The sequence below is a fragment of the Roseomonas indoligenes genome, assembly GCF_017813365.1.
GTDB classification, from domain to species: domain Bacteria; phylum Pseudomonadota; class Alphaproteobacteria; order Acetobacterales; family Acetobacteraceae; genus Roseomonas; species Roseomonas indoligenes.
The window spans coordinates 26,543-50,331 of the sequence record NZ_JAGIZA010000026.1 but is presented as its reverse complement, the minus strand read 5'-3'; the positions used below and the strand labels follow the sequence as shown (position 1 = coordinate 50,331).

The window sequence follows — 23,789 nt, the reverse complement described above, 5'->3', positions numbered from 1 at the left end:
GAACACGGAGGCGGGGGGCACGCGCAACACGCCCTGCCACATCGACATCCCGCTGCGCCGCTGCACCGTGCGCCTCGACGGCACCCCCGTGACCCGGGACGGCAAGGTTCTTGATGAGGCCCCATTGGCAGCCGAATGAACACGGGAACCGGGCCCCGGCAGGCGCCGGGGCCATGGTTTTCTTCCCCACCCAGAAGGCCTGAACCGGAACTTCCATGCATCGTCCACTTCGCGTCGGGATCATCGGCGGCGGCATCGGCGGACTGGCCCTTGCGGCTTCCCTTCGGCAGCAGGGGAGCGAGGTGCGCATCTTCGAGCGCGCCCCCGCCTTCGGCGAGGTCGGGGCGGGCATCCAGATGACGCCGAACGCCGTGAAGGTCATGCGCGCCCTCGGGTTGTTCGATGAGCTGAGGTCGGTCAGCTTCCTGCCGCAGAACATCATCGGGCGGAACTGGCGCAGCGGGCGGGTGATGTGGCGCACGCCGCTGGCGGAGGATTGCCCGCGCCTCTACGGCGCTCCCTTCTTCCACGTCCATCGCGCCGACCTGCACCGCATCCTCGCCTCGCAGGTCCGGGACGGCGAGGCCACCCTCGCCAGCCCCTGCACCGGAATCCGCCAGGCCGGGAGGACGGCCATGGCAAGCTTCGCCGACGGCAGCGAGTACGAGGCGGATGTCATCGTCGGCGCCGACGGCATCCACTCCACCGTGCGGCGCGAGCTCTTCGGGGACGAGCCGCCGCGCTACACCGGCAACATGTGCTGGCGCGCGGTGGTGCCTTTCGAGACGCAGCCGCTGGACTTCGTCAGCCCGGACAGCAGCTTCTGGCTCGGCCCGAACGGGCATGTGGTGACCTACTACGTCTCCGGCGGGCGGGCCGTGAACATCGTGGCCGTGCTGGAGCACAAGGAGTGGGTGGCCGAATCCTGGACCACCCCGAGCACGCGCGAGGAGCTGATGGCCGGCTATGCCGGCTGGCATCCGAACCTGCAGAAGCTCTTCTCCAACGTCACCGAGACCTACAAGTGGGGGTTGTTCGACCGCGACCCCATGCCGGCCTGGACGAGGGGCCGTGTCACCCTGCTGGGCGATGCGGCACATCCCATGCTGCCCTTCCTCTCCCAGGGCGCGGCCATGGCGATCGAGGACGGCTTCGTGCTGGCCCGCAGCCTGGCCGAGGAGGCCACGCCGGAGGTCGGGCTCGCCCGCTACGAGGCGCGCCGCCGCCCGCGCACCAGCCGCGTGCAGCTGGAGGCCCGCGAGCGCGGCAAGACCTATCACCTCTCCTCCCGCCTCGCGCAGATCAAGCGGGACGTGAAGTACTTCGTCCGCAGCGTCATCAACCCGCAGACCACCGGCCTCGGCGCCAACTGGGTCTATGAGTACGACGCGACGGCGAAGAGCCTGGATCCGCAGCCCGCCTGATGGCCGTGCCTCAGCCCCCGACGAGGCGCGGCGCGGCCCTGGACCGGGCGGGGGAAGGCTTGCGCGCTGGCTGCGAGGGGCGTGACACGGCCTCGAAGCCGCCCGTCAGGAAGGCAACGGTCTCGGCCATGAGATCGGCGCCGCCGACGACGGTGCCGGACTCGTCGGACAGTTCGTTCAGCCGGTTGGTGTCGGAAACCGCGTAGAGATAGGCGCCGACCATGAGCACGAAGCGGGTATAGGCCTGCGCCTCCGTCAGCCCCGGGACGCAGCGCCGGATTTCCTGCACATAGGCGTGGCTCGAGCGGTCGTAGCTGTCGCGCCGCAGGCGAAGCGCCGTGCGGCCCGTCTCGATGTTCAGCCGCGCCTGCAGGCGGATGAAGGCGCGCCCTGCAGGCGAGCCGCGCAGGGCCATGATGCCGGCGATGAAGGCCTCGATCAGCTCCGGCAGGGTCGGCGGCGTCTCGCGCGCCCGCAGCGCCTCTAGACGCCGCAGGCGATCCTGGCCGATCAGCTCCGCGCGCCGGGTATAGGCCTCCTCGAACAGGTTCTGCTTGGAGTGGAAGTAGTAGTTCACCAGCGCCTGGGTGACGCCGACCTCCCCCGCGATGTCGCGCAGCGAGGCGCCTTCGAAGCCCAGCGTGCCGAACTTCCTCTCGGCTGCGTCGAGGATGCGGTCCCGCAGGTCGCTCGGGCCTTCCGGGCGCCCGGGCCCGACCCGCCGGCGGACCGGCCGCTTCCGCGGTTCCGTCATGCGGACACCGGATCGCCGGACCGGATCGCCGGGCCGCGCGCCCCGATGGCCTCACCGCCGGCGAGAAGGGCGCCCTTCCGGTAGCGGGGACCGACGATCTCGTTCAGCGCCGGGACGACCGCATCCAGCCGCGCGAGGGCGCCGGCCGTCACATTCCCGGCCGAGGCGTCGCGCCGGCGGGCGAGGACGACGATTTCGGCGGCGGAAAGGCGCCAGAACTCCATGGACCAGATTCCCCCAGAGGGAGGAGGCGATAACAGGAAAGATGCGCGGCGTGAACGCCGGGCCGGGGGAATTTCAGGAGGGGCAATCTCTCCGCACAGGGGAAGGGCAAGGTGCCTCCGGCGCAATCGGTCCTTGACCGCATCCGGCTCCTGTCAATTAATTGGCCGACCAAATACAGAATTGCCCGCCATGGCATCTGGCTTGCTTTCCAACGGGCAGATGCCGGCCTCCATGGCGAGGAAGGTGCGGCCATCACCATCCAGCGGTTCACCGCGTCGCGGACGCAAGGAGAATTGGGAATGTTGAACCTTCGTCGACTCCTCGCCGGGCTCGCGCTCCTGGGTGCCACGGGCGCCACGGCGGTCGCGCAGCCGCAGCCCGTCCGCATCGGCCTGATCGAGCCGCAGACCGGGCCCGTGGCCTTCGACGGCACCAGCGTCATCCGCGGCGCGCGCCTGGCGGCGGAGGAAATCAACAAGGCCGGCGGCGTGCTGGGCCGCCCGCTGGAGCTGGTGATCGCCGACGGTGCCTGCCGCCCGGCCGATTCCGTCGCCGCCGCCGAGCGCCTGATCACCGCCGAGAAGGTCTCGGTGCTGATGGGCGCCTTCTGCAGCGGCGCCACCCAGGCCGTGATGCCGATCGCCGAGCGCAACCGCCTGCCGCTCGTCACCGGCGTCTCCTCGCTGCCCACGCTGACCGAGGCCGGCAACCGCTGGTTCTTCCGCAACGCTGAGACGGACGCGATGATCGCGGCCGCCTTCGCCCATGGTCTGGTCGAGCAGACGAAGGCCAAGACCGTCGCCTTCCTCGCCGTGAACGACGACTGGGGCCGGGGCACCGTTGCCTCCTTCCGCGGCGTTTTCGACAAGATGAACGTGACGACCTCGGTTTCCGAGTTCTTCGACCACAGCGCGAGCGACTTCTACACGCCGCTCACCCGCCTCCGCAGCGCGCGGCCCGACCTGATCATCGTGGTGGCTGAGACGCAGGCGGCCGCGACGTTGGTGAAGCAGGCGCGGGAGCTTCGCATCCCCTCCCGGATCTTCGGCGTCGGTGCCTGGACGACGCCCACCTTCCTGAACCTGGTAGGCCCCGCCGCCAATGGATTGCTGGCCGGCGTCGCCTATACCGCCGCCGCCCCGGGCGACCGCAACGCCGCCTTCGTGCGCGACTTCCGCGCCATGCACAACGAGGACCCTGGCAAGTACTCGGCCTCCGGCTACACCACGATGAATATCATCGCGCAGGCGATCCAGCGCGCCGGCTCCACTGACGCCGCCGCGATCCAGGCCGCGCTGGAGCAGACGGACTTCACTGGCCCGACCGGCAACCTGCGCTTCGACAACAAGCACCAGATCTACGGCCTGCAGCTCTACGTGGTCGAGATCGGGAATGGCCGGGCCGAGGTGCGCGGCACGGCCACCCTCGAGCGCAACGACTGACCGCAGGGAGGGGGAAAGGATCATGTTGCTCAGCGACTTCCTGCAATTCGCGCTGAACGGCTTGGTGACGGGGTGCTTCTACGCCCTGACGGCGCTGGGCCTTTCCCTCGTCTTCGGCCTGATGAACATCGTGAACTTCGCCCATGGCGCGCTCTTCGTGCTCGGCGGCATGCTGGCCAGCGTGGCGACCGAGCGGCTGGGCCTGCCCCTCTGGGCCGCCATCCCCGCCGTGCTGGCGATCATGTGGGGCCTGGGCGTGGTGATCGAGGCCGGGCTGCTCGCCCGCATGCGGGACGCCCACATCCTGCCCGTCACCCTCGTCACGATCGGGCTCTCGGTCTTTCTCGTGAACACCATGCTGATGCTGTTCGGCACGGAGCCAAAGAACGTGAAGACCGGGCTTGAGGGGGCGCCGATCTTCCTGGGCGATGTCATCATCTCCCAGTCCCGCATTCTGGCGATCGGCGTCTCCGTCGTCGCCATCATCGCCACCTGGCTGCTCATCTCCCATACCCGCGCCGGCCGGGCCATGCGGGCCGTGTTCCAGCAGCCCGAGGCGGCGGCGCTGGCGGGCATCCCGATCGCCCGCATCCACAGCTTCACCTTCGCCCTGGGAACCACGCTTGCCGGGCTGGCCGGCATCCTTCTCGGCGCCGTCTTCGTGGTGGACCCCAGCCGGGCGGAGCCGGCGGCGGTGAAGGCCTTCGTCGTCATCATCCTCGGCGGCATCGGCAGCCTGCCCGGCGCGGTGCTGGGCGGCCTCTTGCTCGGCCTGGCCGAAAGCCTCTGGGGCGGCTTCGTCTCCACGGGCTACATGGACGCGGTCGGCTTCGTCCTCGTGATCGCCATCCTCCTCTTCCGCCCGAGCGGCCTGCTCGGCGCCCCGGCCTCGCGGGTGGGCTGAGCATGACAGAGAACCGGATCGTCCTCCTCCTGCTCGCGCTCGCCGCGGTCCTGCCGGCCTTCGTCGGCGATCAGTACGTGATGCACCTGCTGATCATGACCTTCTTCTACGCCATGCTCTCGACCAGCCTGAACCTGATCGTGGGCTATGTCGGGGAGCTGTCGCTGGGTCACGCGGCCTTCCTCGGGCTTGGCGCCTATACCTCCGCCGTGCTCTCCACCGAGGCGGGGTTGCCCTTCTGGCTCTGCTTGCCCGCGGCCGGGATCGTCGCCGGTACCGCCGCCCTCGCGGTTGGCGCGATCACCTTGCGGCTGGAAGGGCACTTCTTCGTCCTCATCTCCCTCGCCTTCGCCGAGGTGCTCCGCTACGTCGTCATGAACTCGGTGGAGCTGCTGCGCGGGCCGCTGGGCTATCCCAACATCCCGGCCCCGAGCCTCTCCTTCGGCGGCACGGTCCTCGCCGACTTCGCCTCCAAGGCGCATTTCTACTATCTCGGCCTGGCTCTCCTGGCTGCCACCCTCTACGCCGCCTGGCGCTTTGCCCGCTCCAGCTTCGGCTTGGGCGCCCTGGCCGTCCGGGAGAACCGGCGGCTGGCCCGCGCCGTCGGCATCGATCCCTTCCGCCACGCCCTCGTCGCCTTCGTCGCAGGCGGCGTGCTGGCCGGGATCGCCGGGTCCTTCTACGCGCACTACCTCACCTTCGTGGGGCCGGAGGTGCTGGGCTTCAGCTTCACCCTCTCGGCCCTGATGATGGTGGTGATCGGCGGCCGCGGCACGCTGCTCGGGCCGCTGCTCGGCGCCGCCGTCGTCGGGATCACGCTGGAGCTGCTGCGCTCGGTGAACGAGGCGCGGTTGAGCATCTTCGGCATTCTCCTCGTCCTCGCGGTGATGTTCCTGCCGGACGGGCTTGTCAGCCTGCGCTGGCGGCGCCGGCCGGAGCCGGCGGAGGAGAGCCCCACAGAAGCCCTTGATTCCCCCTTGCGGTCCTGAACCATGGCGATGCTCGAGATCGACGGCGTTTCCAAGCGCTACGGCGGCCTGCAGGCCGTCAAGGACGTCACCCTCCGTGTCGGCAAAGGCGAGATCGTCAGCCTCATCGGCCCGAACGGGGCGGGCAAGACGACGCTGTTCAACCTCATCACCGGCTTCGCCCGACCGGATAGCGGCCGGGTGCGGCTGGAGGGCGAGGACGTGACGGGTCTGAGCCCCGAGGCGGTCGCGCGGCACGGCATGGTCCGCAGCTTCCAGATCACCAACGTCTTCGCGAACATGCCGGTGATCGAGAACCTGCGGCTGGCCAGCTACCTGCGGATGCGCAGCCCCCTCCTCAGCGATGTCTTCGGCCTCCGCAGCGCGCGGGACCGTGCCGCCCGGACCATGAAGGAGGCGAACGGCATCCTCGACCTCGTGGGGTTGGCGCGCTTTCGAGACACCCCGGCGAAGCGCCTCGCCTATGGACAGCTCCGCCTGCTGGAGATCGCCATCGCCCTTTGCGTCCGCCCGCGCCTGCTGCTGCTGGATGAGCCCGCGGCAGGGTTGAACAGCCGAGAGGGCGAGAAGCTGACGGAGCTGCTGCGCCGCCTGCGCGACGGGCGCGGCCTCACGGTCCTGCTGGTGGAGCACGACATGGACCTCGTCATGTCCGTCTCCGACCGCGTCGTCGTCCTCAACTTCGGCGAGAAGATCGCCGAGGGCACGCCCGCCGAGGTGAAGGAGAACCCGCAGGTGATCGAGGCCTATCTCGGCACCCCCTTCGAGGAGGAAGCGGCCTGATGCTCGAACTTCAGGGCGTGCGGAGCGGCTACGGCGCCGTCAACATCCTCCAGGGCGTCTCGCTCAAGGTCGGGGAGGGGGAGGTGGTGGCCCTCCTCGGCCCTAATGGCGCGGGCAAGACCACGACGCTCCGCACCATTTCCGCCCTGCTGCGCCCGCAGGCCGGCAGCATCACCTTCCAGGGCCAGGCGATCGGCCGCGCGCGGCCGGAGGGGGTGGTGCGCCAGGGCATCGCCCACTGCCCGGAGGAGCGAAAGGTCTGGCCGCGCATGACGGTGGCGGAGAACCTGGAGCTGGGCGCCTACACCGTCTCCGACCGCGCCATGATCCGGGCCCGGATGGAGGAGGTGTTCGAGAGCTTCCCCGTCCTGCGGGAACGCCGCACCGAGTATGCCGGCCGCCTCAGCGGCGGGCAGCAGCAGATGCTTGCCGTCGGGCGCGCGCTCATGTCCGCGCCGAAGCTCCTGCTGCTGGACGAGCCCTCGCTCGGCCTCAGCCCCGTGCTGATGCAGCAGGTGGCCGGGATCATCCGCGCCGTTCACGCGCGCGGCGTCTCCGTGCTGCTGGTGGAGCAGAACATCAGCCTCGCCCTCAGCCTCGCCTCGCGCGCCTACGTCCTGTCCTCCGGGCGGGTGGTGGCGGACAGCCCGACGCGGGCGCTGAAGGCCGACAAGGCGTTGCTGCAGGCCTATCTCGGGGGCTGAATCCCTCCTCACGCGCGGTGCCCGAAGGCGCCGGGAAGGACTTCTCATGCCACGTCCCGCCAGGGTCGTCGTCATCGGTGCCGGCATCGGGGGCCTCGCCGCCGCCTGTGCGCTCCGCCGTGCGGGTGCCGAAGTCTCGGTTCATGAGCAGGCACCCGCCATCCGCGAGGTGGGCGCGGGCATCCAGATCACGCCCAACGGCGTGAAGGCCCTGCGCGGCCTGGGGCTAGAGGAGGGCATCCTCCGGCTCGGCTTCCGCCCCAAGGCCATCTGGGGACTGGACGGGATCAGCGGCCGCGAGATGTTCCGCACGCCGCTGGAGGACAGCCCCCGCCTCTACGGCGCGCCCTACCTGCAGGTGCACCGCGCCGACCTGCAGGCGCTGCTGATGCAGGGCGCGGCGGGGGGGGCGATCAGCCTCGGGCAGCGCTGCGCGGGCATCCGCACGGAGGGCGCCGTGGCGGTTGCCCGCTTCGATGACGGCACCGAGGTGGAGGCGGACCTGGTGGTCGGAGCGGACGGCATCCACTCGGCCGTGCGCCGTGCCACGTTCGGCAACGAGCCCGCGCGCTACACCGGGACCATGTGCTGGCGCGGCATCGTGCCTTTCGAGCGGCCGGACTACGACCTCGTCGCACCCTGCACGACCGTGTGGAACGGCCCTCACGGCCATGTCGTCACCTACTGGATCCGCGGCGGGACGGGCGTGAACATCGTGGCGGTGCACGAGACGGCTGCCTGGCAGGACGAGAGCTGGAGCGCCCGCTCGACGCGGGAGGAGATGATGGCCGCCTATCCCGGCTGGAATCCGCGCATGCTCGCCCTGCTCGACAAGGCCGAGGACATCTTCAAGTGGGGCCTGTTCGACCGAGAGCCCATGCCGCGCTGGAGCAAGGGCCGGGTCACGCTGCTGGGCGACGCGGCCCACGCCATGCTCCCCTTCCTTTCCCAGGGTGCCGCCATGGCATTGGAGGACGGCTACGTCCTCGGCCGCGAGATCGGCCGCGCCGGCACCGAGGGGGTGGAGGCGGCCCTCGCGGCCTATGAGGCGGCGCGTGTTCCGCGCACCAGCCAAGTGCTGCTCCGTGCCCGTGCGCAGGGCCGCAAGAACCATCTCACCTCGCCGTCTGCCCGGCTCTGGCGCGACGCGGTCTATTTCATCAAGGGCGTGCTCAACCCGCAGAAGACGGGGCTCGGGGGCGATTGGCTTTACGAGCACGACGTCACCGCACATTCGTGAAGGCCTGCTGCTGCGACAGGTGAGCGAGGTGGACCCGCGCCATGCGGCTTCCTCAACGCCGACCTGGCCGAGTACGTGCTCCCAGTGCACGCGGTTATCGGCACGATTGAGATGGATGTTATGGACAAGCCCGACCCGCGGCTGAACGGCGCGGGCCTCGCGTGAAGCGCGGTGACGACGGAAGGATTTTCAGCGCGTCACGGGTCGGTGCACCGCGGCGCCCGCAAAGGATCTCCCTCCCGCAGCGGGAACCGGCCGCGGAACGCCTCCGTCAGCCACTCAGCGCCCGCGCGGCTTCCATGGCCAGCGGCGCCATGCGTTTGCGGAACGCCTCCACCTCCCACTCGGACAGGGATGCCGCGATATGGATGGCGGCCACTGGCCTGCCCCCTCCATCCGTGACCGCGGCGGCCAGCACGATCTCGCCGAGGAACCACTCCTCGATCGCGAGGGCATAGCCGAGCGCGCGCGCCTCCGTGACCTTCGCGCGAAGGCCGGGCAGATCCACCACGGTCTTTGGCGTCATGGCCCGCCGGTCGGACCGCCCGAGGATGCTCTCAACCTCTTCGTCGCTTCGATAGGCCAGCATGGCCCGGCCACCGGATGAGGCGAAGGCCGGGAGGCGGCGCCCGACGAGCGTGGCGGCAAAGGTCTCGCGCTTGCTCTGCAGGCGCACCGCATAGATGATCGAGAGGTCGTCCGGCAGGCTCAGGTCCACGCGCTCCTGCGTCGTCCGCCGCAGGTCCATCAGGGGACTTGTGGCGCGCTGCACCAGCGGGTGCATCCGCAGAAAGTCGTAGGACCGGTCCATCAGGCGCAGGCCCGGGACATGGCCACGCCCGTGCTCGTCGAGCGCGAGGTAGCCAAGGCGGCGCAGCGTGTAGCACATGCGCTGCGCGCCGCTCTTGTCCATCCCGGAGGCCTCCGCGATCTCCGCGAGGGAGAGCGGCCGTTGCAGCGTGCCGAAGACCTCCAGCACGCGGAACGCCTTCTCGACGGCTTGCACGTAGAGCCGTGGGTCGGCGTAGTCGGCCGCGGCCGATGCCGGCGGATTTCCCTTTGACACCGCGCCCCTCCCGTCCTTAGCATTCGTCTACAATTCGGTCGTATCGATGGTCAATACTTTATGGGTATTGGAGGGTAGATGCCCCGGCACGCCGCGTCTCATGAGAGCTGACCGCTTCACCGGCCGGGTGGCCGTGGTGACGGGCGCCGCCTCCGGCCTCGGCCGGGTGGCGGCGGAGGGATTGTCGGCGGAGGGCGCGCGCGTCCTCCTCTTCGACCGGGACGGGGCGGGACTGGCCGATACGGCGCGGAACTGTCCTGGGGCCGTCACCGTGACAGGCGACGTGACGAGCGCGGCCGACCAGGCGCGCCTGGCCGAGGAGGCCCGCCGCCTCGGTCCAGTGACCCTGCTGGCGACGGCCGCCGGAACCATCGGCGCCACCGTGCCGCTGACGGAGATGGCTGAGGAGGACTGGGACCGCCTCTTCGACATCAACGTGAAGGGCACCTGGCTGACGCTGCGCGCCGTGCTGCCGCTGCTGCGGGAGGCAGGCGGCGGCGCGGTCGTCACCTTCGCCTCGGCCGCAGGCCTCACCGGCTCCCCCGCGCTGCCGGCCTATTCGGCGAGCAAAGCGGCGGTAGTGATGATGAGCCGCAGCCTGGCGCGGGTGCACGCGCCGGAGGGCATCCGCGTGAACTGCGTCTGCCCGGGATCGATTGAGACGCCGATGCTGGAGGAGACCTTCGCTTCCGCCCCCAGCCCGGAAGCGCGGGCGCAGCGGGAAGCGGAGTTCCGCGCCCGCCACCCGCTCGGGCGCTTCGGCAAGGCAGGCGAGGTTGCCGCCTCCGTTCTCTTCCTTCTCAGCGATGACGCCGCCTTCACCACGGGCGTCGCACTTCCCGTCGATGGAGGCCGGCTTGCCTGATCTTCGCCTGGAGGGGCGCGCGGCGATCGTCACCGGCGCGGCGCGCGGGATCGGCGCCGCCACCGCCCGCCGCCTTGTCTCGGAGGGCGCGAGGGTGCTGCTGGCCGACCGCATCCCGGAGGTTGCGGCGACGGCGGCGGGGATCGGGGCGCCCTTCCTGGAACTGGACATCGCCGCCAAGGGCGCCGGCGAGGCGTTGGCACGCGCGGCGCTCGCCGCCTTCGGACGCATCGACATCCTCGTGAACAATGCGGGGATCGGAGGCTCCAGGTCGCTGGCGGAGTCGGATGATGATCTGATCGACCGATTCATCGACACCAACCTAAAGGCCGTGCTGAGGGTCACGCGCGGCGTTGCGCCGCACCTGTCCCGTCCCGGCGGGCGGATCATCAATCTCTCCTCCACCCTGGCCCTGTCCGGCTATCCCGGCACCACCGCCTACGCCGTGGCAAAAGCGGGGGTGGCGCAGTTCACGCGGCAGCTCGCCTCGGAGCTCGGGCCGGAAGGCATTCTCGTGAACGCCGTCGCGCCCGGCGTCATCGAGACGGCGATGACCGAGAAGCACCTGACGAAGCCGTACTACATCAAGGCCATCGTGGAGCCGACGCCGCTGCGGCGCGCGGGCAAGCCGGAGGAGATCGCCTCGGTCATCGCCTTCCTGGCCTCCGACGACGCCTCTTTCGTGGCGGGCCAGGTCATCGCCGTCGATGGCGGCTGGACCACGGCTCGCAACCCGCCGCGCGCCCCCGGAGAGGACACCATGGGATGATCGACAAGAGTGTGAACTGGCCCGGCGGCGCGCGCATCGCCGTCATGCTGACCTTCGACTTCGACGCGGAGACCCTCTGGACCTCCCGCGACCCCTCCAACGCCCGCCGGCCCGGCATCCTCAGCCAGGGCGTCTACGGAGCGAAGGTCGGCGTGCCGAAGATCCTGGAGACCCTGGCAGAGGAGGAGCTGAAGGCCACCTTCTTCGTCCCGGGCTGGACGGCGGAACACCACCCGCAGCGCACGGAGATGATCGTGGCTGGCGGGCACGAGGTGGCGCATCACAGCTACTCCCACAACTGGATCGATCCCGACTTCCCGGACAAGGAAGTGGAGGAGATGGAGAAGGGCCTGGACGCCCTGAAGCGCGTGGTGGGCGTGGTGCCGCGTGGTTATCGTTCCCCCGCCGGTGAATCCAGCGACAGCATGATCCGGCTGCTGCACAAGCACGGCTTCCTCTACGACAGTTCGCTCCTGGACGACGTGGTGCCCTACCGGCTGAAGCTGCCCGATGGCACCAAGGGGCCGGTGGAGCTGCCCTGGCACTGGAGCACGGACGACGCGCCGCACGCGCTGTTCTCCGTGAAGTCGCCGCGCCCGATCTTCCCCAACAGCCACATCCTCGAGATCTTCCAGGACGAGTTCCGGGAGATCTATCGCTGGGGCGGCCTCTACAACCTCGTCATGCACCCGCAGGTGATCGGGCGGCCCAGCCGCATCGCGCTGCTGCGGGAGATGATCGGCTTCATCAAGTCCTTCCCGAACGTCTGGTTCGCCACCGGCACCGAAGTGGCCGAAGCCTGGAGCGCCGCCCATGACGCCTGACACCCACATGACGGGTGCGGCCCGCGCCACGGGCTACGACCCCGCCACCTTCCGCCCGCTGACCTTCCACGACGCCGTGCCGCGCTTCCAGGATGGCACGGACACGCCCCGCGCCTATCTGGAGCGCTGCCTGGAGGTGATCGCGGCGCGAGAGCCGGTGGTGCGCGCCTGGGTGACGCTGAACCAGGCCGGTGCGCGGGAGGCGGCCGATACGGCCACGGCCCGCTACAAGGCCGGGCGCGCGCTCTCGGCCATCGACGGCATGCCGATCGGCATCAAGGACATGCTGCAGACGAAGGACATGCCGACAGAGCAGGGAACTCCCCTGTTCAAGGGCGCGCAGACAAAGATGGACAGCGCGAGCGTGCTGGCACTGCGCCAGGCCGGCGCGGTCATCCTCGGCAAGACCGTGACGACAGAGCTGGGCATGTCCCATCCCGGCCCCACCACCAACCCCTTTAACCCCGACCACACGCCCGGTGGCTCCTCCTCCGGCTCCGCCGCCGTGATCGGGGCGGGGATGGTGCCGGCGGCGCTGGGCACGCAGGTGGTGGGCTCCATCATCCGCCCGGCGGGCTTCTGCGCGAACACCGCGATCAAGCCGAGCTTCGGCGCCATCCATCGCGGCGAGCGGCTGGCCTTCAGCCAGAGCCATATCGGCGTGCACGCGGGCGACCTGACGGATATGTGGCAGGTTCTCTACGAGATGGGCAGCCGCTCCGGCGGCGATCCCGGCCAGCCCGGGCTCTACGGGGAAGTGACGCCGCGCCCGGCGACGAAGCCCGGCCGCCTGATCGTGATGGAGAGCGAGGGCTGGGCGGTGACGGACCCGGCCACGGCTGCCGCCTTCGACCGGCTCCTCGGCCAGCTGCGCGACGCGGGCGTGATGTTGCTGCGCCGCGGCGACAACCCGCTGATCGAGAACTTCGAGCGTGCCATCGGCGACAGCCTGGCGATCTGCCGCGATGTTTGTGGCTATGAGTTGCGCTGGACGCTGGAGAACCTCGTCGAGCGTTTTCCCACCGGGCTCAGCGAGAGCATGATGTCGCGCCTCGGCCTCGCCCGCAGCATGACGCTCCAGGACTACCGCCTGGTCCTGATGCAGCGGGAGGCCGCGCGCCGCGCCTTCGAGGCGATCGGGCCGCTGGCCGATGGGCTGATCAGCCTCTCCTCCGTCGGCCCCGCGCCACTTATCGAGAACAAGGCCAAGGACTCCGGCGTGACACACACGACGGGCCTGCCCGCCTACAATGCCGCCACTTCCGTGCTCGGCTCGCCCGCCATCACCCTGCCGCTCCTTTCCGTCGCCGGAATGCCGCTGGGCGTGCAGGTGATCGGCCAGCTTCACACGGACGCCGCCCTGGCCGGGCTGGCGCGCTGGGTGGTGGACAGCGTGAAGCCGGTCGTCGCGTGATGGCCGGCGCGGCGCCCCCCAACGCGGCCCGGCGGCGGAACCCGCTGCTCGGCGGCAACCGGATGAAGCTCGGCATCTTCGGGACGAACGGGAAGGGCGCCGCGCAGACCCTGGTGCCGGAGGCCTACCGCCCGAGCTGGAAGGCCTCCGTCGAGACCGCGCAACTCGCCGACGCGCTGGGATTCGAGGCCGTGCTCGCCTACGCAAGGTGGAAGGGCTACATCAAGGGCGAGCCGGCGCATCCGAGCGGCGTTACCCTCGATCCCTTCACCTGGTGCGCTGGGATCGCGCAGGCCACGCGCCACATGGCCGTCATCGCCACCTCCCACGCGCCCACGCTGCACCCCGTCACGGCCGCGAAGCAGTGCGCGACGATCGACATCATCGCGGATGGCCGCTTTGCCCTGAACGTGGTGGGCGGGTGGAACAAGCCGGAGTTGGAGATGTTCGGCGCTGCCATGGCGGAGCATGACGCGCGCTACGACCACCTCGAGGAATGGCTGGATATCATCCAGCGCCTCTGGCGGGAGGAGGCGGAGTTCGACCACGAGGGGCGGTTCTTCCGCATCCTCCGCGGCTCCTCTATGCCCAAGCCGCTGCAGCAGCCCGGGCCGCCGATCGTCAATGCGGGCGGGTCCGACCGGGGGCAGCGCTTTGCTTGCGAGCACGCGGATATCTGCTTCCTCATCCTCCGTTCCGAGGACACCGCCGAGATCGCCGCGCAGATCGCCGTCTATAAGGACATGGCCCGGCGCGATTACGGGCGGGAGGTGCAGGTCTGGACCTATGCCTACTGCGTGCAGCGGGGGACGCGGGCGGAGGCCGAGGACTACCTGGAGCATTTCGCGGTGCGCCAGGAGGACGGGCCGAGCCTGGATGCCTGGAGCGCGGGCGTGGGATCGCAGACGAAGATTCTGCAGTCGGCCGAGGCCGTGCGCGCCTTCCGCAAGCGCTTCGCGGCAGGGGCGGGCGGTTCCGGCCTCGTCGGCACGGCCGGTGACATCGCCCTGCGGCTGGAACAGCTCTCGGATGCGGGCCTCGACGGCGTCCTCCTGACCTGGGTGGACTTCGCGGACGGCCTCCGCCGCTTCGAGGAGGCGATGCCCCTACTGGAAGGCCGGGGCCTGCGGGACCGCTTCAGACCGGCGGAACGGGTGCCGGCCTGCTGACAGCCATCGGCCGGGCGCTCGGCCCGGCAAAGGGCGGCCCCGGCGGGGCGCGCCAGTGATCACACGGTGTCTCTCGGAAAAGGACGACGTCGATGGGAATCAGGACAGGATTGCGCAACGCCATGGCGGCCGCCCTGCTCGCGGCCGCGCCGCTTACGGCGCCGGCAGTGGCGCAGGAGCGGCCGCTGCGGCTGGTGCTGAATGTCGGGCTGCAGACGCTGGACCCGATCGCGGGTCCCTCCTTCGTCACGCGCAACTTCTCCTACATGGTCTTCGATACGCTGATCGCCATGGACAGCAAGGGCGAGTACCGCCCGCAGATGCTGGAGGGCTGGAAGGTCAGCGAGGACGGGCTGACCTATACCTTCACCCTGCGTGACGGGTTGGAGTTCAGCGATGGCGCGCCGGTCACGGCGGAGGACTGCGTCGCGTCGCTGAAGCGCTGGGGCCTGCGGGACTCCCTGGGGCGCCGGCTGATGGCGGCGACGAAGGAGCTGCGCAGCACCGATGCCAAGACCTTTACCCTGGAGCTGTCCCGCCCCTTCGGCCTGGTGATCGAGGCGCTGGGCAAACCGAGCGTGCAGGTGCCCTTCATCATGCCCGCGCGCCTGGCCGCCAACACGCCCCCGACGACGCCGGTGGCCGAGGTGGTGGGCTCCGGCCCTTTCCTGTTCCTGCGGGACCAGTGGATCCCCGGCGAGCGCACGGTCTTCGCCCGCAATCCCCGCTACCGGCCGCGCAGCGAGCCGGCGGACGGGCTGGCCGGCGGCAAGGTGGCCAGGGTGGAGCGCGTCGAGTTCGTCAACATGGGCGATCCCGGCCTGCGCGCCGCGGCGGTCCAGCGGGGCGAGGTCGACTACCTGGAATACGCGCCGATCGACTACATCCGCACCATGCAGCGCGACCGCAACCTGGTGCTGGCCCGCGCCCGCGGCTACGCCGAGATCGTTGGCGGCATCAGCATCAACCATCACCAGCCGCCCTTCGACAACGTGCTGGTGCGCCGCGCCGTGCAGCAGATCATGGACCGGCGCGAGATCATCGCGGCGGAAGGCGTGCCGGAAAACCTTTCCCAGCCCGACTGCCTCAGCCTCTATGCCTGCGGCACCTTCTACGCCGGCCCGGCGGGCACGGAGCCGGTCCGGGAGACGGGCATCGCCCGCGCGCGGGAGCTGCTCCAGCAGGCCGGCTACAAGGGGGAGCGCGTGGTGTTCCTGCAGCCCGCGGATTCGGCGCTGATCAATCCCATCGGCCTGGTGATGCTGGACCGGCTGAAGCAGGCCGGCATGAACCTGGATGTCCAAACCTCCGACTGGTCCTCCCACGCGCAGCGCTGGATCCAGCGCCAGCCGCTGGACCAGGGCGGGTGGAGCCTGCTGCCGGTGATCTATACGGGCTTCGACCTGGCAAACCCTCTCAGCAACCCCGGCATCGGCTACAACTGCACGAACAACCAGCCCTGGGGCTACTGCGACGCCGCCATGACCCCGGTGATCGAGCGCTTCGAGGCCGAGGGCGATCCGGCAAAGCGGCGCGAGATCGCGGGCGAGCTGCAGCGCCTTTCCATTCAGGGCGCTAACTTTCCGCTGGCCGGGCAGTTCGCCAGCCCAGCCGTATGGCGGGCTGAGCTCAAGGGGGTCATCGACTTCGGCTTCCCGATCCTCTGGAACATCGAGCGGGGCGGCCGCTGAACCGGAGAGGTGCGGCGATGCCGATGGTCCGCATCGCCGCCCTGACCTCCGAACCTGACGCATGCGCGGCGAGGGAGGATCGCTGAGGCCCATCGGACTGTCCTGTTGCACCGCTCAATATAAAATGCATTATCTCCCAATCCTGTCGGCTGTCGTGCCGTAGGCAAGAAGGAAGGGGAGGGACGGGCAGCATGGCCTTCGCCGCGGATCGGCCCGGCGCCGCAAGCCGAAGGACGCTCATGCTGGCCGCGGCGGCAGGGCTCCTCCCCGCGGCTGCCGCGCGTGCCGGCATCCAGGAATCCGGCCAAGCCTATCCGAACCGCCCCATCCGGCTCGTCGTGCCCTATGGCGCGGGAACGAGCACCGACACGATGGCCCGGCTCGTCGCCCCGGCCATGGCCCGGACCCTCGGGCAGCCCATCGTCGTGGAGAACCGGCCCGGGGCTAGCGGTGCCGTCGGCAGCGAAGTCATCTCGCGATCCCCGCCCGACGGCTACTCACTTCTCATGGGGGCCGTCGCGTCCCACGCGGTCCTGCCCTCCCTGATGCCTCGGCTGCCCTATGATCCCGTGCGGGACTTCACGCAGATCTCCCTCGTCACCAACGCTCCGAACCTGCTGGTGGTGAACCCGAGCGTTCCCGCGACGACGCTGCCGCAATTCCTGGAATGGGCCCGGCGCCAGCCCAATAAGGTGGCCTATGCCTCCGCCGGCAACGGCACCTCCAGCCATCTGGCGGGGGAGCTGCTCGTCCTGAGAACGGGGGCGCCGCTGGAGCACGTTCCCTACGGCAGCGGCGCCCAGGCCGTGACGGACGTGATGTCGGGCACGGTGCCGATGCTGGTGTACCAGGTCACGGCGGTCCTGCCCTTCATCCGCGACGGCAAGCTCCGCGCGCTGGCCACCACCTCCAACACGCGGCTGAGCTGGACGCCCGACGTGCCCACCGTGGAGGAGGCGGGGATCCCCGACTTCGACGTGGCGGCCTGGCACGGGCTGTTCGGCCCGGCCGGCCTTCCGGCGCCGATCGTCACGGCCCTCTACGCGGCACTCCAGGCCGCGCTCGGCGACGCGGCGCTGCGGCCGAGAATCCAGGATCTCGGCCTTGTGCCGGTCGGGATGCCGCCCGTGGAGTTCAGCGCTTTCCTCAAAACGGACATCCTTCGGTGGCGGGAGGTGATCCAGGCCGCCAACATCCGGGCGGACTGAAGGGGGCACCGGATTCGTCAGGAACCCCGGGGCATTTTATAAACTTGGCCCTTCGCCGCCGAGCGGCCAGGCCAGAAGGGATCACGACACCCGTGGAGTATCGCACCAAAGAGGAGCAGGTCGCCGACTATCTGCGCGAGGCCATCCTTGCCGGTCACTTTCCACGCGGCACCCGCCTGAAGCAGGCCGAGATCGCGAAGACCCTCCAGATCAGCATCACGCCTGTCCGGGAAGCCCTGAAGCTGCTGGAGGCCGAGGGCTACATTAGCGGCAGCTCCTACAAGGGTGCCGTCGTGGCGCCGCTCGACGTCGCCGCCTCGGTCGAGACGCTGAATCTGCGCATTCTCCTCGAGGGCCAACTCATTCGCCACGCCGTCGAGAAGGCGACGACTGACGACCTGCGCCTCATCCGCCGCTCCGCCGATGAGTTCGCCGAGGCGGTCAACAAGCGCGACAGTGCCGAGGCAAGGGCTGCCAACTACCGCTTCCACAAGCAGATGTATGTGGCCGCCGACCTGCCGCAGACACTTCACTTCGTGCAGATCCTCTGGGCCCGCTACCCGTTCGACGTGATCAATCGCGTCGAGGGGCGCGCCTTCCAGGCGGTCGAGGAGCACGAGGCGCTCCTGCGGCCGATGATCGAGGGCGACCTCACCGGAGCGATGCTCGCCCTGCGGCGGCATATCGAGGCCGGATGGGCCACCGTGAACGAGGCGATGGAGCGAAAGCCCGCTGCGCCCGCGGATCCCGGCGCCCAACCCAGGCGCAAATCAAACAAGGAAACCGGGCAAGATGAGCGAAGCCGTGCTGCTGGTCATGGACATGATGAACGACCTGATCCACCCGGAGGGACCGAACGCCAAGACCTACGCACCGATCATCGAAAGCCGCGGCGTGGTCGCGCGGACACGCGCACTGATCGCTAAGGCACGCGCCGCGGGATGCCGCGTCGGCTTCGTGCGGGTCGGCTTCTCCCCCGACTACGTGCAGTGCCCGCCGAACTCGCCGGTCTTCTCGGCGGCACGGGAAAGGGGACTCTTCAAGCTCGGTGGATGGGGCACCGAGGTCTACGCCCCGCTGGAACCCAGGCCGGATGATCTCGACATCGTCAAGCACCGGGTCAGCCCCTTCTACGGAACCTCGCTCCAGCCGACGCTGAGCGCACTCGGCACCAAGCGCCTGTTCCTGACGGGCGTCTCGACCAACGGCGTGGTGCATACGGGCGTGAGGGAAGGGCACGATCGCGACTACGCCTGCGTCGTCGTCGAGGATTGCTGCGCCGGCGCCTCCGAGGAGGAGCACCGGAACGCGATCTTCTGCATGCAGCGCTTCGCCAAGATTCAGACGGTGGACGAGGTCAGCTTCGCCGACTGAGGGCGCGTCCGGTCTGAGCCTGTCCCAATCTTTCACCGGCGGTCTGTCCCGGGGAGAGGAAGAAGGAATTCTTCCTCTCCCCAGACCCCTCACCATCATCTTCTTCTAGGCTTTGGGACTCCCCGGCTGACGGTGCGCCTCGGCTCGTGGAGCCGAGGCGACTGCAGGGGCAGGATCGAGCCCGATCGTAGAGTGCTGACAGATCAGGTCAGTTCCGCGGCAGCCCGATGCAGGTCCAGGGTTGGACCTTAGGTCCAACCAGGCTCCCGGCTCGGGACAAACGCTTCGCGTTTGCCCGGGCGTGCCAGGGGGCGGCGCCCCCTAGTCCCGGACAGGCCAGATTGAAATTCCTGTCGTTCCCGGCCTTCCGGGGATTTTGTGCAGCCACCAGCTTGCCCCCTGCTAAAGAATGCATTATGCATCCGTTTAAGAGGGAGGGGAGTGCTCGATGTGCCTGGTGCGGCTCTACCGCGACCCGGCGCCTCGTGCGGGGGACCGGGAACCGGTGCCCCTTCCTGGCCGGGCGCGGCCGGGCGGAAGGTGTTCCGGCCGCGGCGGCCCCATTCGCGGTCCGCTTCCCAGGCGGACGCAAGGCGAAGTCGGAGGATGACCATGACGGTCACACATCGCCGGAACCCTTTCCTGGAGACGCAGCCATGAACATCATCACGCGGCAGCTCACTGCCCAGCCCATCGCTGGCGCGCTCGGGGCCGAGATCCACGGGACCGGCCCGCTCGCCCAGGCCTCGGATGCCCTCATCGCGGAAATCCGCGATCTGTGGCTGGAGCACTCCGTGATCTTCTTCCGCGATCAGCCGCTGGAGCCGAAGGATTTCGTCGCCTTCGCGCGCCGCTTCGGGGACGTCGTGCACTATCCCTTCCTCAAGGGGCTGGAGGAGGCGCCGGAGGTCATCACCGTCGCCAAGCGGGAGGACGAGCGGGTGAATTTCGGTGGCCTCTGGCACACCGACACCGCCTATCTCGAGCAGCCGCCGATGGCGACGATCCTGGTGGCACGGGAGATCCCGCCCTATGGCGGCGACACGCTCTTCGCCAGTGGCTACGCGGCCTACGAGGCGCTGTCGGATGGCATGAAGCGAATGCTGGAACCGCTGCGCGCCGTGAACAGCTCCGCCAAGGCGGAGAAGACGCGGACGCGCGAGGATCGCAAGGCCGGCGAGGAGCGCAAGGTGCTCGAGGCGTCGCACCCGGTGGTGCGGACGCATCCGGAGACCGGGCGCAAGGCCCTCTACGTCAACGGCGGCCACACGCTCCGCTTCGAGGGCATGTCGGAGGAGGAGAGCACGGGGCTGCTGGAATTCCTGTTCCAGCACCAGGTCCGGCCGGAGTTCACCTGCCGCTTCCGCTGGGAACCGGGTTCCATCGCCTTCTGGGACAATCGCTGCGCGCTGCACAACCCGGTCAACGATTACCACGGTTTCCGGCGGATCATGCACCGCGTGACCCTGGCCGGGGATCGCCCGGCGTGAGCTCCGCCGTCCGGGCGTCGCGGCGTGGGGCGCTGGCAGGGCTCCTCTCCCTGCCGGCGCTCGCACGGGCTCAGTCGCCCTGGTCCGCATCGCGACCCATCTCGCTCGTCGTGCCCTTCGCGGCGGGCGGCACGACGGACGTGATGGCTCGGATCCTGGCGGAACCCATGGGCGCGCGGCTCGGGCAATCCGTGGTGGTGGAGAACGTCACCGGCGCCGGCGGCAATATCGGGGCGGAGCGCGTGGCCCGCGCGGCGGGGGACGGCCACGCCGCGCTCTTCGCCCATGTCGGGGTCTTCTCGGTCAACGGCCACCTCTACCGCCGCCCTGGCTTCGATGCCGCCCGGGACTTCGCGCCCGTCGGGCTGGTTTGCACGAACCCGATGGTGCTGCTGGCCTCGGCCCGGTCCGGCATCGCCGACGTGGAGGAGCTGGTGAGCCGGGCCCGGCGCGGCGATCTGCGGATCGCCACCTCCGGCGCCGGCTCGACGATGCACCTTGCGGCACTGCAGTTCCTGGACGCCGCGCATGGGCGCGCGGACCTCATCCCCTACCGCGGCGGGGCACCGGCGGTGAACGACCTGCTGGCCGGGCAGGTGGACGTGCTGGTCGAGCAGGCCTTCAGCGCCGTGCCGAATTCGCGTGGCGGCCTGGCAAGGGCGCTTCTCGTCACGGGCGGGCGGCGTCTTCCCGTGCTGCCGGACGTACCGACCGCGGCGGAGGTGGGGCTGGGCGGCCTGGACCTGGAGATCTGGAACGCCCTGGCGCTGCCCGTCGCCGCGCCCGCGCCCGTGCGGGCCGCTTGGGAGGCGGCGCTGGCCGCCGGGCTGCAGGACCCGGAGGTGCAGCGCCGTTACGAGGGGCTGATGGGCCGCATCCCGGCCGGCGACGAGGCCACGGCCGCGCACCTGGGCCGGCTGATCGAGACAGATGCCCGGCGATGGGGCGAGTTGCTGCGCCACAGCAGCGCGGCGAGGATGGAATGAGCGGCATGCGGATCCTGGTTCTCCCGGGCGATGGGGTCGGCCCCGAGATCACCGCGGCCACCCTGGCCGTGCTGGAGGCGGCGCGGGGCCGCTTTTCCCTCCCCCTGGACCTGCGGCACGACGTGGTGGGGCGGGAGAGCCACCGCCTGCACGGCAGCACGGCACGGGGCGAGCTGCTGGAGGCGGCGCGCGGGGTGGACGGGGTGATCCTCGGCCCGGCGGATATCCTGGAGAGCGATGACGAGCGGCGGGGGGAGATCAACCCCTCCAAGTTCTTCCGCAAGGGCCTGGACCTCTTCGCGAACATCCGTCCGTGCCGGACCTATGCGGGGCTTCCCGGAAAGGTGGGCGAGTTCGACCTCGTCGTGGTGCGGGAGAACACGGAGGGCTTCTACGCCGACCGCAACATGGAGGCGGGGAACGGCGAGATCCTGGTGACCCCGGAGGTGGCCATTTCCTTGAGGCGGATCACCCGCGCCTGCAGCCTCCGCATCGCGGAGGCGGCCTGTGAACTGGCCATGCGCCGTGGCCGCCGGCTGACGGTGGTGCACAAGGCGAACGTGCTGAAGGTGACCGACGGGCTCTTCCTCGGCGCGTGCCGCGATGTGGTCGCCGGCTTTCCGGAGATCGCGATGGAAACCGTGCTGGTCGATTCCATGATGGCCCATGTCGTGCGCGATCCCCGCCGCTTCGATGTGGTGGTGACCACGAACATGTTCGGCGACATCCTTTCCGACCTTACGGCGGAGCTGTCGGGCAGCCTCGGGCTCGGCGGGTCGCTCAATGCGGGGAAGGAGCACGCGATGGCGCAGGCCGCGCACGGCTCCGCGCCGGATATCGCCGGAAAGGATGTGGCCAATCCCTTCTCGCTGGTGCTCTCGGCGGCGCTCCTCCTCTCCTGGCACGGGCGCCGGACCAGGCAGGCGGCCTTCGCGGCCGCCGGGGCAGCCATCGAGGACGCCGTCTCCGATGCCATCGGCGCGGGAGAGGCGACGCGGGATATCGGCGGCCGGCTCGGAACCGTGGCGACGGCGGAGGCTTTGGCGGCCCGGATCCGCGCGGGCTGAGCTGTCCTGCGTCCGGCGGCGGGATGAAATCCGCACCACATATTGATGCATGATGCATTATTCGTTGACGATGGCCTGCGAGGCCGGGATGATCTGAACAAAGCTTGCCCGGCCTCGAAACGGCGCCGGGCGGATAGAGGGATCGGCCGCCGCCAGAATGCGGCCACCGGAGGAACCGAGACCATGACGCTCAGCAGAGCCCAGTTCCTGTCCGCCGTGGCCGCCGCGGCTGTGGCACCCCTGGCGCGGCCCGCCCTGGCCCAGGGCGCCGCGCCGGGGATCGATGCCGCCTCGAAGACGATCACCGTCGGCGCCTTCACGCCCGTAACCGGCCCGGTGCCCTTCTACGCCATCCTCACCCGGGCGGCCGACGCCTTCTTCAAATACAAGAATGAGAATGGCGGGATCCGCGGCTGGCAGGTGCGCTACGCCACGATGGATGACGGCTACGAGCCGTCGCGCAGCGTCGCCGTGACCCGCCGGCTGGTGGAGGAGCAGGGCATCTTCGCCCTCGTCGCGCCGGTCGGCACCGCGACGAGCGTCGCGGTCATCCCCTACGCGCGGGAACAGGGCCTGCCGATGATCGGGCCGATCGGCGGCGCCTCGGCCTTCTTCACGGAGAAGCACGTCTTCCCGCTACTGCCGGATTACGGCTGGTCGGCGGCCGCCAATGCCGAGTACGCGCTGGACGGGTTGAAGCTCCAGCGCGTGGCGCTGCTCTGGGAGAATGACGAACTCGGCCGCTCGGCCAGGCGCGGCTTCGACAAGTACCTTGCCTCCCGCAAGATGGAGCCGGCGGAGTCGCAGTCCTTCGACGTGCGGGCCACCGACTTCACCCCGCAGATCCGCCGCCTGATCAGCGCACGGGCGGACGGGGTGGTGATGTTCGGCTCCAATGCGAACCTCGCCGCCGCCCTGCGCTCCGCCAATCGCGGGGGCTACAACGCCACCTGGTTCGCGCCCTTCTTCACCGCCGATCCCTCCACCTACCGTCTCGCCTCGGACCTGCTGGACGGGACCTATTTCTCCTCCTGGCTGCTCCCCGTCGGCGGGTCGGAGCCGGAGGTGGAGGCCTACCGGCAATCCGTCGGGAAATACGCGCCGAACGACCCGGTCGGCGTCTTCGGGCTGAACGGCTGGAGCAACGCCGCCCTCTTCGCCTCCGGCTTCGAGCGCCTGCTGGACAGCGGCAAGCCGCTGACGCGCGAGAACCTGATCGAGGCGATGGAAGGGCTGACCAATGCCGCCGTCGGCGGCGCGCGCAACGTGAGCTTCCAGCCGGGTGACCATCGCGGCACGCGGCAGGAAGGCATCATTCAGGCGAAGGGCGGGGCCTTCAACCTGGTCCGAGAATTCCGCCCCTATCCCGCCGCCGCCTTCGACCTGCCGACCTGAACTGCG

The 23,789-nt window shown here is 69.8% G+C and carries 24 protein-coding genes; 21 read left to right on the top strand and 3 right to left on the bottom strand.

All coding sequences use genetic code 11. From position 1 onward, the window contains the following. Both J5Y10_RS29035 and J5Y10_RS25100 read left to right on the top strand, forming a co-directional pair. On the top strand, positions 1 to 139 hold a 139-nt coding region (locus J5Y10_RS29035), incomplete at its 5' end, for a 2,5-dihydroxypyridine 5,6-dioxygenase NicX family protein (RefSeq protein WP_490384332.1). A gap of 76 nt (positions 140 to 215) precedes the next feature. Continuing rightward, positions 216 to 1,424 (top strand): FAD-dependent monooxygenase, encoded by a 1,209-nt coding sequence (locus tag J5Y10_RS25100; RefSeq protein WP_209376875.1) that lies wholly within the window; start codon positions 216 to 218, stop codon positions 1,422 to 1,424. Positions 1,425 to 1,434: 10 nt separating this feature from the next. Here the strand turns inward: J5Y10_RS25100 and J5Y10_RS25095 are convergent, their stop codons facing one another. Both J5Y10_RS25095 and J5Y10_RS25090 read right to left on the bottom strand, forming a co-directional pair. Next, the gene (locus J5Y10_RS25095) at positions 1,435 to 2,178 is read right to left on the bottom strand and encodes a TetR/AcrR family transcriptional regulator (RefSeq protein WP_209376874.1); all 744 of its coding nucleotides are present in this window, start codon (positions 2,176 to 2,178) and stop codon (positions 1,435 to 1,437) included. Further along, positions 2,175 to 2,402, bottom strand: coding sequence for a hypothetical protein (locus tag J5Y10_RS25090; RefSeq protein WP_209376873.1), 228 nt, complete (start codon positions 2,400 to 2,402; stop codon positions 2,175 to 2,177). Before J5Y10_RS25090 ends, J5Y10_RS25095 begins: the two co-directional genes overlap by 4 nt. A 300-nt stretch (positions 2,403 to 2,702) precedes the next feature. Here J5Y10_RS25090 and J5Y10_RS25085 point away from each other — a divergent pair, with 300 nt between their 5' ends. From J5Y10_RS25085 to J5Y10_RS25060, 6 genes are read left to right on the top strand one after another with little or no spacing between them, the layout of a single operon-like run. After that, complete coding sequence (locus tag J5Y10_RS25085; RefSeq protein ID WP_209376872.1) at positions 2,703 to 3,845, top strand: ABC transporter substrate-binding protein; 1,143 nt, start codon at positions 2,703 to 2,705, stop codon at positions 3,843 to 3,845. Between the two features lie 22 nt (positions 3,846 to 3,867). Continuing rightward, a complete protein-coding gene (locus J5Y10_RS25080) occupies positions 3,868 to 4,749 on the top strand; it encodes a branched-chain amino acid ABC transporter permease (RefSeq protein WP_209376871.1) in 882 nt (293 codons plus the stop codon). 2 nt (positions 4,750 to 4,751) lie between these two features. Beyond that, positions 4,752 to 5,738 carry a branched-chain amino acid ABC transporter permease gene (locus J5Y10_RS25075; protein WP_209376870.1) on the top strand — a complete coding sequence of 329 codons (987 nt, stop codon included), beginning with the start codon at positions 4,752 to 4,754 and terminating at the stop codon, positions 5,736 to 5,738. 9 nt (positions 5,739 to 5,747) lie between these two features. After that, positions 5,748 to 6,521, top strand: coding sequence for an ABC transporter ATP-binding protein (locus tag J5Y10_RS25070; protein ID WP_245215081.1), 774 nt, complete (start codon positions 5,748 to 5,750; stop codon positions 6,519 to 6,521). Then, complete coding sequence (locus J5Y10_RS25065) at positions 6,521 to 7,225, top strand: ABC transporter ATP-binding protein (RefSeq protein WP_209376868.1); 705 nt, start codon at positions 6,521 to 6,523, stop codon at positions 7,223 to 7,225. Before J5Y10_RS25070 ends, J5Y10_RS25065 begins: the two co-directional genes overlap by 1 nt. Before the next feature lie 46 nt (positions 7,226 to 7,271). Next, the gene (locus J5Y10_RS25060; RefSeq protein WP_209376867.1) at positions 7,272 to 8,465 is read left to right on the top strand and encodes an FAD-dependent monooxygenase; all 1,194 of its coding nucleotides are present in this window, start codon (positions 7,272 to 7,274) and stop codon (positions 8,463 to 8,465) included. 271 nt (positions 8,466 to 8,736) lie between these two features. Here the strand turns inward: J5Y10_RS25060 and J5Y10_RS28835 are convergent, their stop codons facing one another. After that, positions 8,737 to 9,531: an IclR family transcriptional regulator gene (locus J5Y10_RS28835; RefSeq protein WP_209376866.1), complete on the bottom strand. Its 795-nt coding sequence runs from the start codon at positions 9,529 to 9,531 to the stop codon at positions 8,737 to 8,739. Positions 9,532 to 9,631: 100 nt separating this feature from the next. On the opposite strand from J5Y10_RS28835, the gene J5Y10_RS25050 reads away from it, so the two are divergent. From J5Y10_RS25050 to J5Y10_RS24995, 13 genes are all read left to right on the top strand, one after another. After that, complete coding sequence (locus J5Y10_RS25050) at positions 9,632 to 10,396, top strand: SDR family NAD(P)-dependent oxidoreductase (RefSeq protein WP_209376865.1); 765 nt, start codon at positions 9,632 to 9,634, stop codon at positions 10,394 to 10,396. Continuing rightward, positions 10,389 to 11,165 carry an SDR family NAD(P)-dependent oxidoreductase gene (locus tag J5Y10_RS25045; RefSeq protein WP_209376864.1) on the top strand — a complete coding sequence of 259 codons (777 nt, stop codon included), beginning with the start codon at positions 10,389 to 10,391 and terminating at the stop codon, positions 11,163 to 11,165. The genes J5Y10_RS25050 and J5Y10_RS25045 overlap by 8 nt, the downstream gene beginning before the upstream one ends. Then, positions 11,162 to 11,989 carry a polysaccharide deacetylase family protein gene (locus J5Y10_RS25040; protein ID WP_209376863.1) on the top strand — a complete coding sequence of 276 codons (828 nt, stop codon included), beginning with the start codon at positions 11,162 to 11,164 and terminating at the stop codon, positions 11,987 to 11,989. The genes J5Y10_RS25045 and J5Y10_RS25040 overlap by 4 nt, the downstream gene beginning before the upstream one ends. Beyond that, on the top strand, positions 11,979 to 13,403 hold the full coding sequence (locus J5Y10_RS25035; protein WP_245215080.1) for an amidase: 1,425 nt from the start codon (positions 11,979 to 11,981) through the stop codon (positions 13,401 to 13,403). Before J5Y10_RS25040 ends, J5Y10_RS25035 begins: the two co-directional genes overlap by 11 nt. Next, the gene (locus J5Y10_RS25030) at positions 13,403 to 14,572 is read left to right on the top strand and encodes an LLM class flavin-dependent oxidoreductase (RefSeq protein ID WP_209376862.1); all 1,170 of its coding nucleotides are present in this window, start codon (positions 13,403 to 13,405) and stop codon (positions 14,570 to 14,572) included. The genes J5Y10_RS25035 and J5Y10_RS25030 overlap by 1 nt, the downstream gene beginning before the upstream one ends. Before the next feature lie 92 nt (positions 14,573 to 14,664). After that, entirely contained in the window at positions 14,665 to 16,263 is a 1,599-nt protein-coding gene (locus J5Y10_RS25025) for an ABC transporter substrate-binding protein (RefSeq protein ID WP_209376861.1), read from the top strand. A gap of 191 nt (positions 16,264 to 16,454) precedes the next feature. Further along, the gene (locus tag J5Y10_RS25020; RefSeq protein ID WP_245215079.1) at positions 16,455 to 17,471 is read left to right on the top strand and encodes a Bug family tripartite tricarboxylate transporter substrate binding protein; all 1,017 of its coding nucleotides are present in this window, start codon (positions 16,455 to 16,457) and stop codon (positions 17,469 to 17,471) included. A gap of 92 nt (positions 17,472 to 17,563) precedes the next feature. After that, positions 17,564 to 18,397 (top strand): GntR family transcriptional regulator, encoded by an 834-nt coding sequence (locus J5Y10_RS28180; RefSeq protein ID WP_209376860.1) that lies wholly within the window; start codon positions 17,564 to 17,566, stop codon positions 18,395 to 18,397. Beyond that, complete coding sequence (locus J5Y10_RS28175) at positions 18,288 to 18,845, top strand: cysteine hydrolase family protein (protein ID WP_342453015.1); 558 nt, start codon at positions 18,288 to 18,290, stop codon at positions 18,843 to 18,845. The genes J5Y10_RS28180 and J5Y10_RS28175 overlap by 110 nt, the downstream gene beginning before the upstream one ends. Before the next feature lie 656 nt (positions 18,846 to 19,501). Then, a complete protein-coding gene (locus J5Y10_RS25010) occupies positions 19,502 to 20,335 on the top strand; it encodes a TauD/TfdA dioxygenase family protein (protein WP_209376859.1) in 834 nt (277 codons plus the stop codon). Next, positions 20,332 to 21,321 carry a Bug family tripartite tricarboxylate transporter substrate binding protein gene (locus tag J5Y10_RS25005; RefSeq protein ID WP_209376858.1) on the top strand — a complete coding sequence of 330 codons (990 nt, stop codon included), beginning with the start codon at positions 20,332 to 20,334 and terminating at the stop codon, positions 21,319 to 21,321. Before J5Y10_RS25010 ends, J5Y10_RS25005 begins: the two co-directional genes overlap by 4 nt. Positions 21,322 to 21,326: 5 nt before the next feature. Continuing rightward, positions 21,327 to 22,388 carry an isocitrate/isopropylmalate dehydrogenase family protein gene (locus J5Y10_RS25000; RefSeq protein WP_209376857.1) on the top strand — a complete coding sequence of 354 codons (1,062 nt, stop codon included), beginning with the start codon at positions 21,327 to 21,329 and terminating at the stop codon, positions 22,386 to 22,388. A gap of 183 nt (positions 22,389 to 22,571) precedes the next feature. Beyond that, positions 22,572 to 23,783: an ABC transporter substrate-binding protein gene (locus tag J5Y10_RS24995; protein WP_209376856.1), complete on the top strand. Its 1,212-nt coding sequence runs from the start codon at positions 22,572 to 22,574 to the stop codon at positions 23,781 to 23,783. The last annotated feature ends 6 nt before the right edge of the window (positions 23,784 to 23,789 follow it).

Coding starts and splice junctions, on each gene's coding strand:
- J5Y10_RS25100 (WP_209376875.1), top strand. CDS start 216: ATGCATCGTCCACTTCGCGTCGGGATCATCGGCGGCGGCATCGGCGGA.
- J5Y10_RS25095 (WP_209376874.1), bottom strand. CDS start 2,178: ATGACGGAACCGCGGAAGCGGCCGGTCCGCCGGCGGGTCGGGCCCGGG.
- J5Y10_RS25090 (WP_209376873.1), bottom strand. CDS start 2,402: ATGGAGTTCTGGCGCCTTTCCGCCGCCGAAATCGTCGTCCTCGCCCGC.
- J5Y10_RS25085 (WP_209376872.1), top strand. CDS start 2,703: ATGTTGAACCTTCGTCGACTCCTCGCCGGGCTCGCGCTCCTGGGTGCC.
- J5Y10_RS25080 (WP_209376871.1), top strand. CDS start 3,868: ATGTTGCTCAGCGACTTCCTGCAATTCGCGCTGAACGGCTTGGTGACG.
- J5Y10_RS25075 (WP_209376870.1), top strand. CDS start 4,752: ATGACAGAGAACCGGATCGTCCTCCTCCTGCTCGCGCTCGCCGCGGTC.
- J5Y10_RS25070 (WP_245215081.1), top strand. CDS start 5,748: ATGCTCGAGATCGACGGCGTTTCCAAGCGCTACGGCGGCCTGCAGGCC.
- J5Y10_RS25065 (WP_209376868.1), top strand. CDS start 6,521: ATGCTCGAACTTCAGGGCGTGCGGAGCGGCTACGGCGCCGTCAACATC.
- J5Y10_RS25060 (WP_209376867.1), top strand. CDS start 7,272: ATGCCACGTCCCGCCAGGGTCGTCGTCATCGGTGCCGGCATCGGGGGC.
- J5Y10_RS25050 (WP_209376865.1), top strand. CDS start 9,632: ATGAGAGCTGACCGCTTCACCGGCCGGGTGGCCGTGGTGACGGGCGCC.
- J5Y10_RS25040 (WP_209376863.1), top strand. CDS start 11,162: ATGATCGACAAGAGTGTGAACTGGCCCGGCGGCGCGCGCATCGCCGTC.
- J5Y10_RS25035 (WP_245215080.1), top strand. CDS start 11,979: ATGACGCCTGACACCCACATGACGGGTGCGGCCCGCGCCACGGGCTAC.
- J5Y10_RS25030 (WP_209376862.1), top strand. CDS start 13,403: ATGGCCGGCGCGGCGCCCCCCAACGCGGCCCGGCGGCGGAACCCGCTG.
- J5Y10_RS25025 (WP_209376861.1), top strand. CDS start 14,665: ATGGGAATCAGGACAGGATTGCGCAACGCCATGGCGGCCGCCCTGCTC.
- J5Y10_RS25020 (WP_245215079.1), top strand. CDS start 16,455: ATGGCCTTCGCCGCGGATCGGCCCGGCGCCGCAAGCCGAAGGACGCTC.
- J5Y10_RS28175 (WP_342453015.1), top strand. CDS start 18,288: ATGGACATGATGAACGACCTGATCCACCCGGAGGGACCGAACGCCAAG.
- J5Y10_RS25010 (WP_209376859.1), top strand. CDS start 19,502: ATGAACATCATCACGCGGCAGCTCACTGCCCAGCCCATCGCTGGCGCG.
- J5Y10_RS25000 (WP_209376857.1), top strand. CDS start 21,327: ATGCGGATCCTGGTTCTCCCGGGCGATGGGGTCGGCCCCGAGATCACC.
- J5Y10_RS24995 (WP_209376856.1), top strand. CDS start 22,572: ATGACGCTCAGCAGAGCCCAGTTCCTGTCCGCCGTGGCCGCCGCGGCT.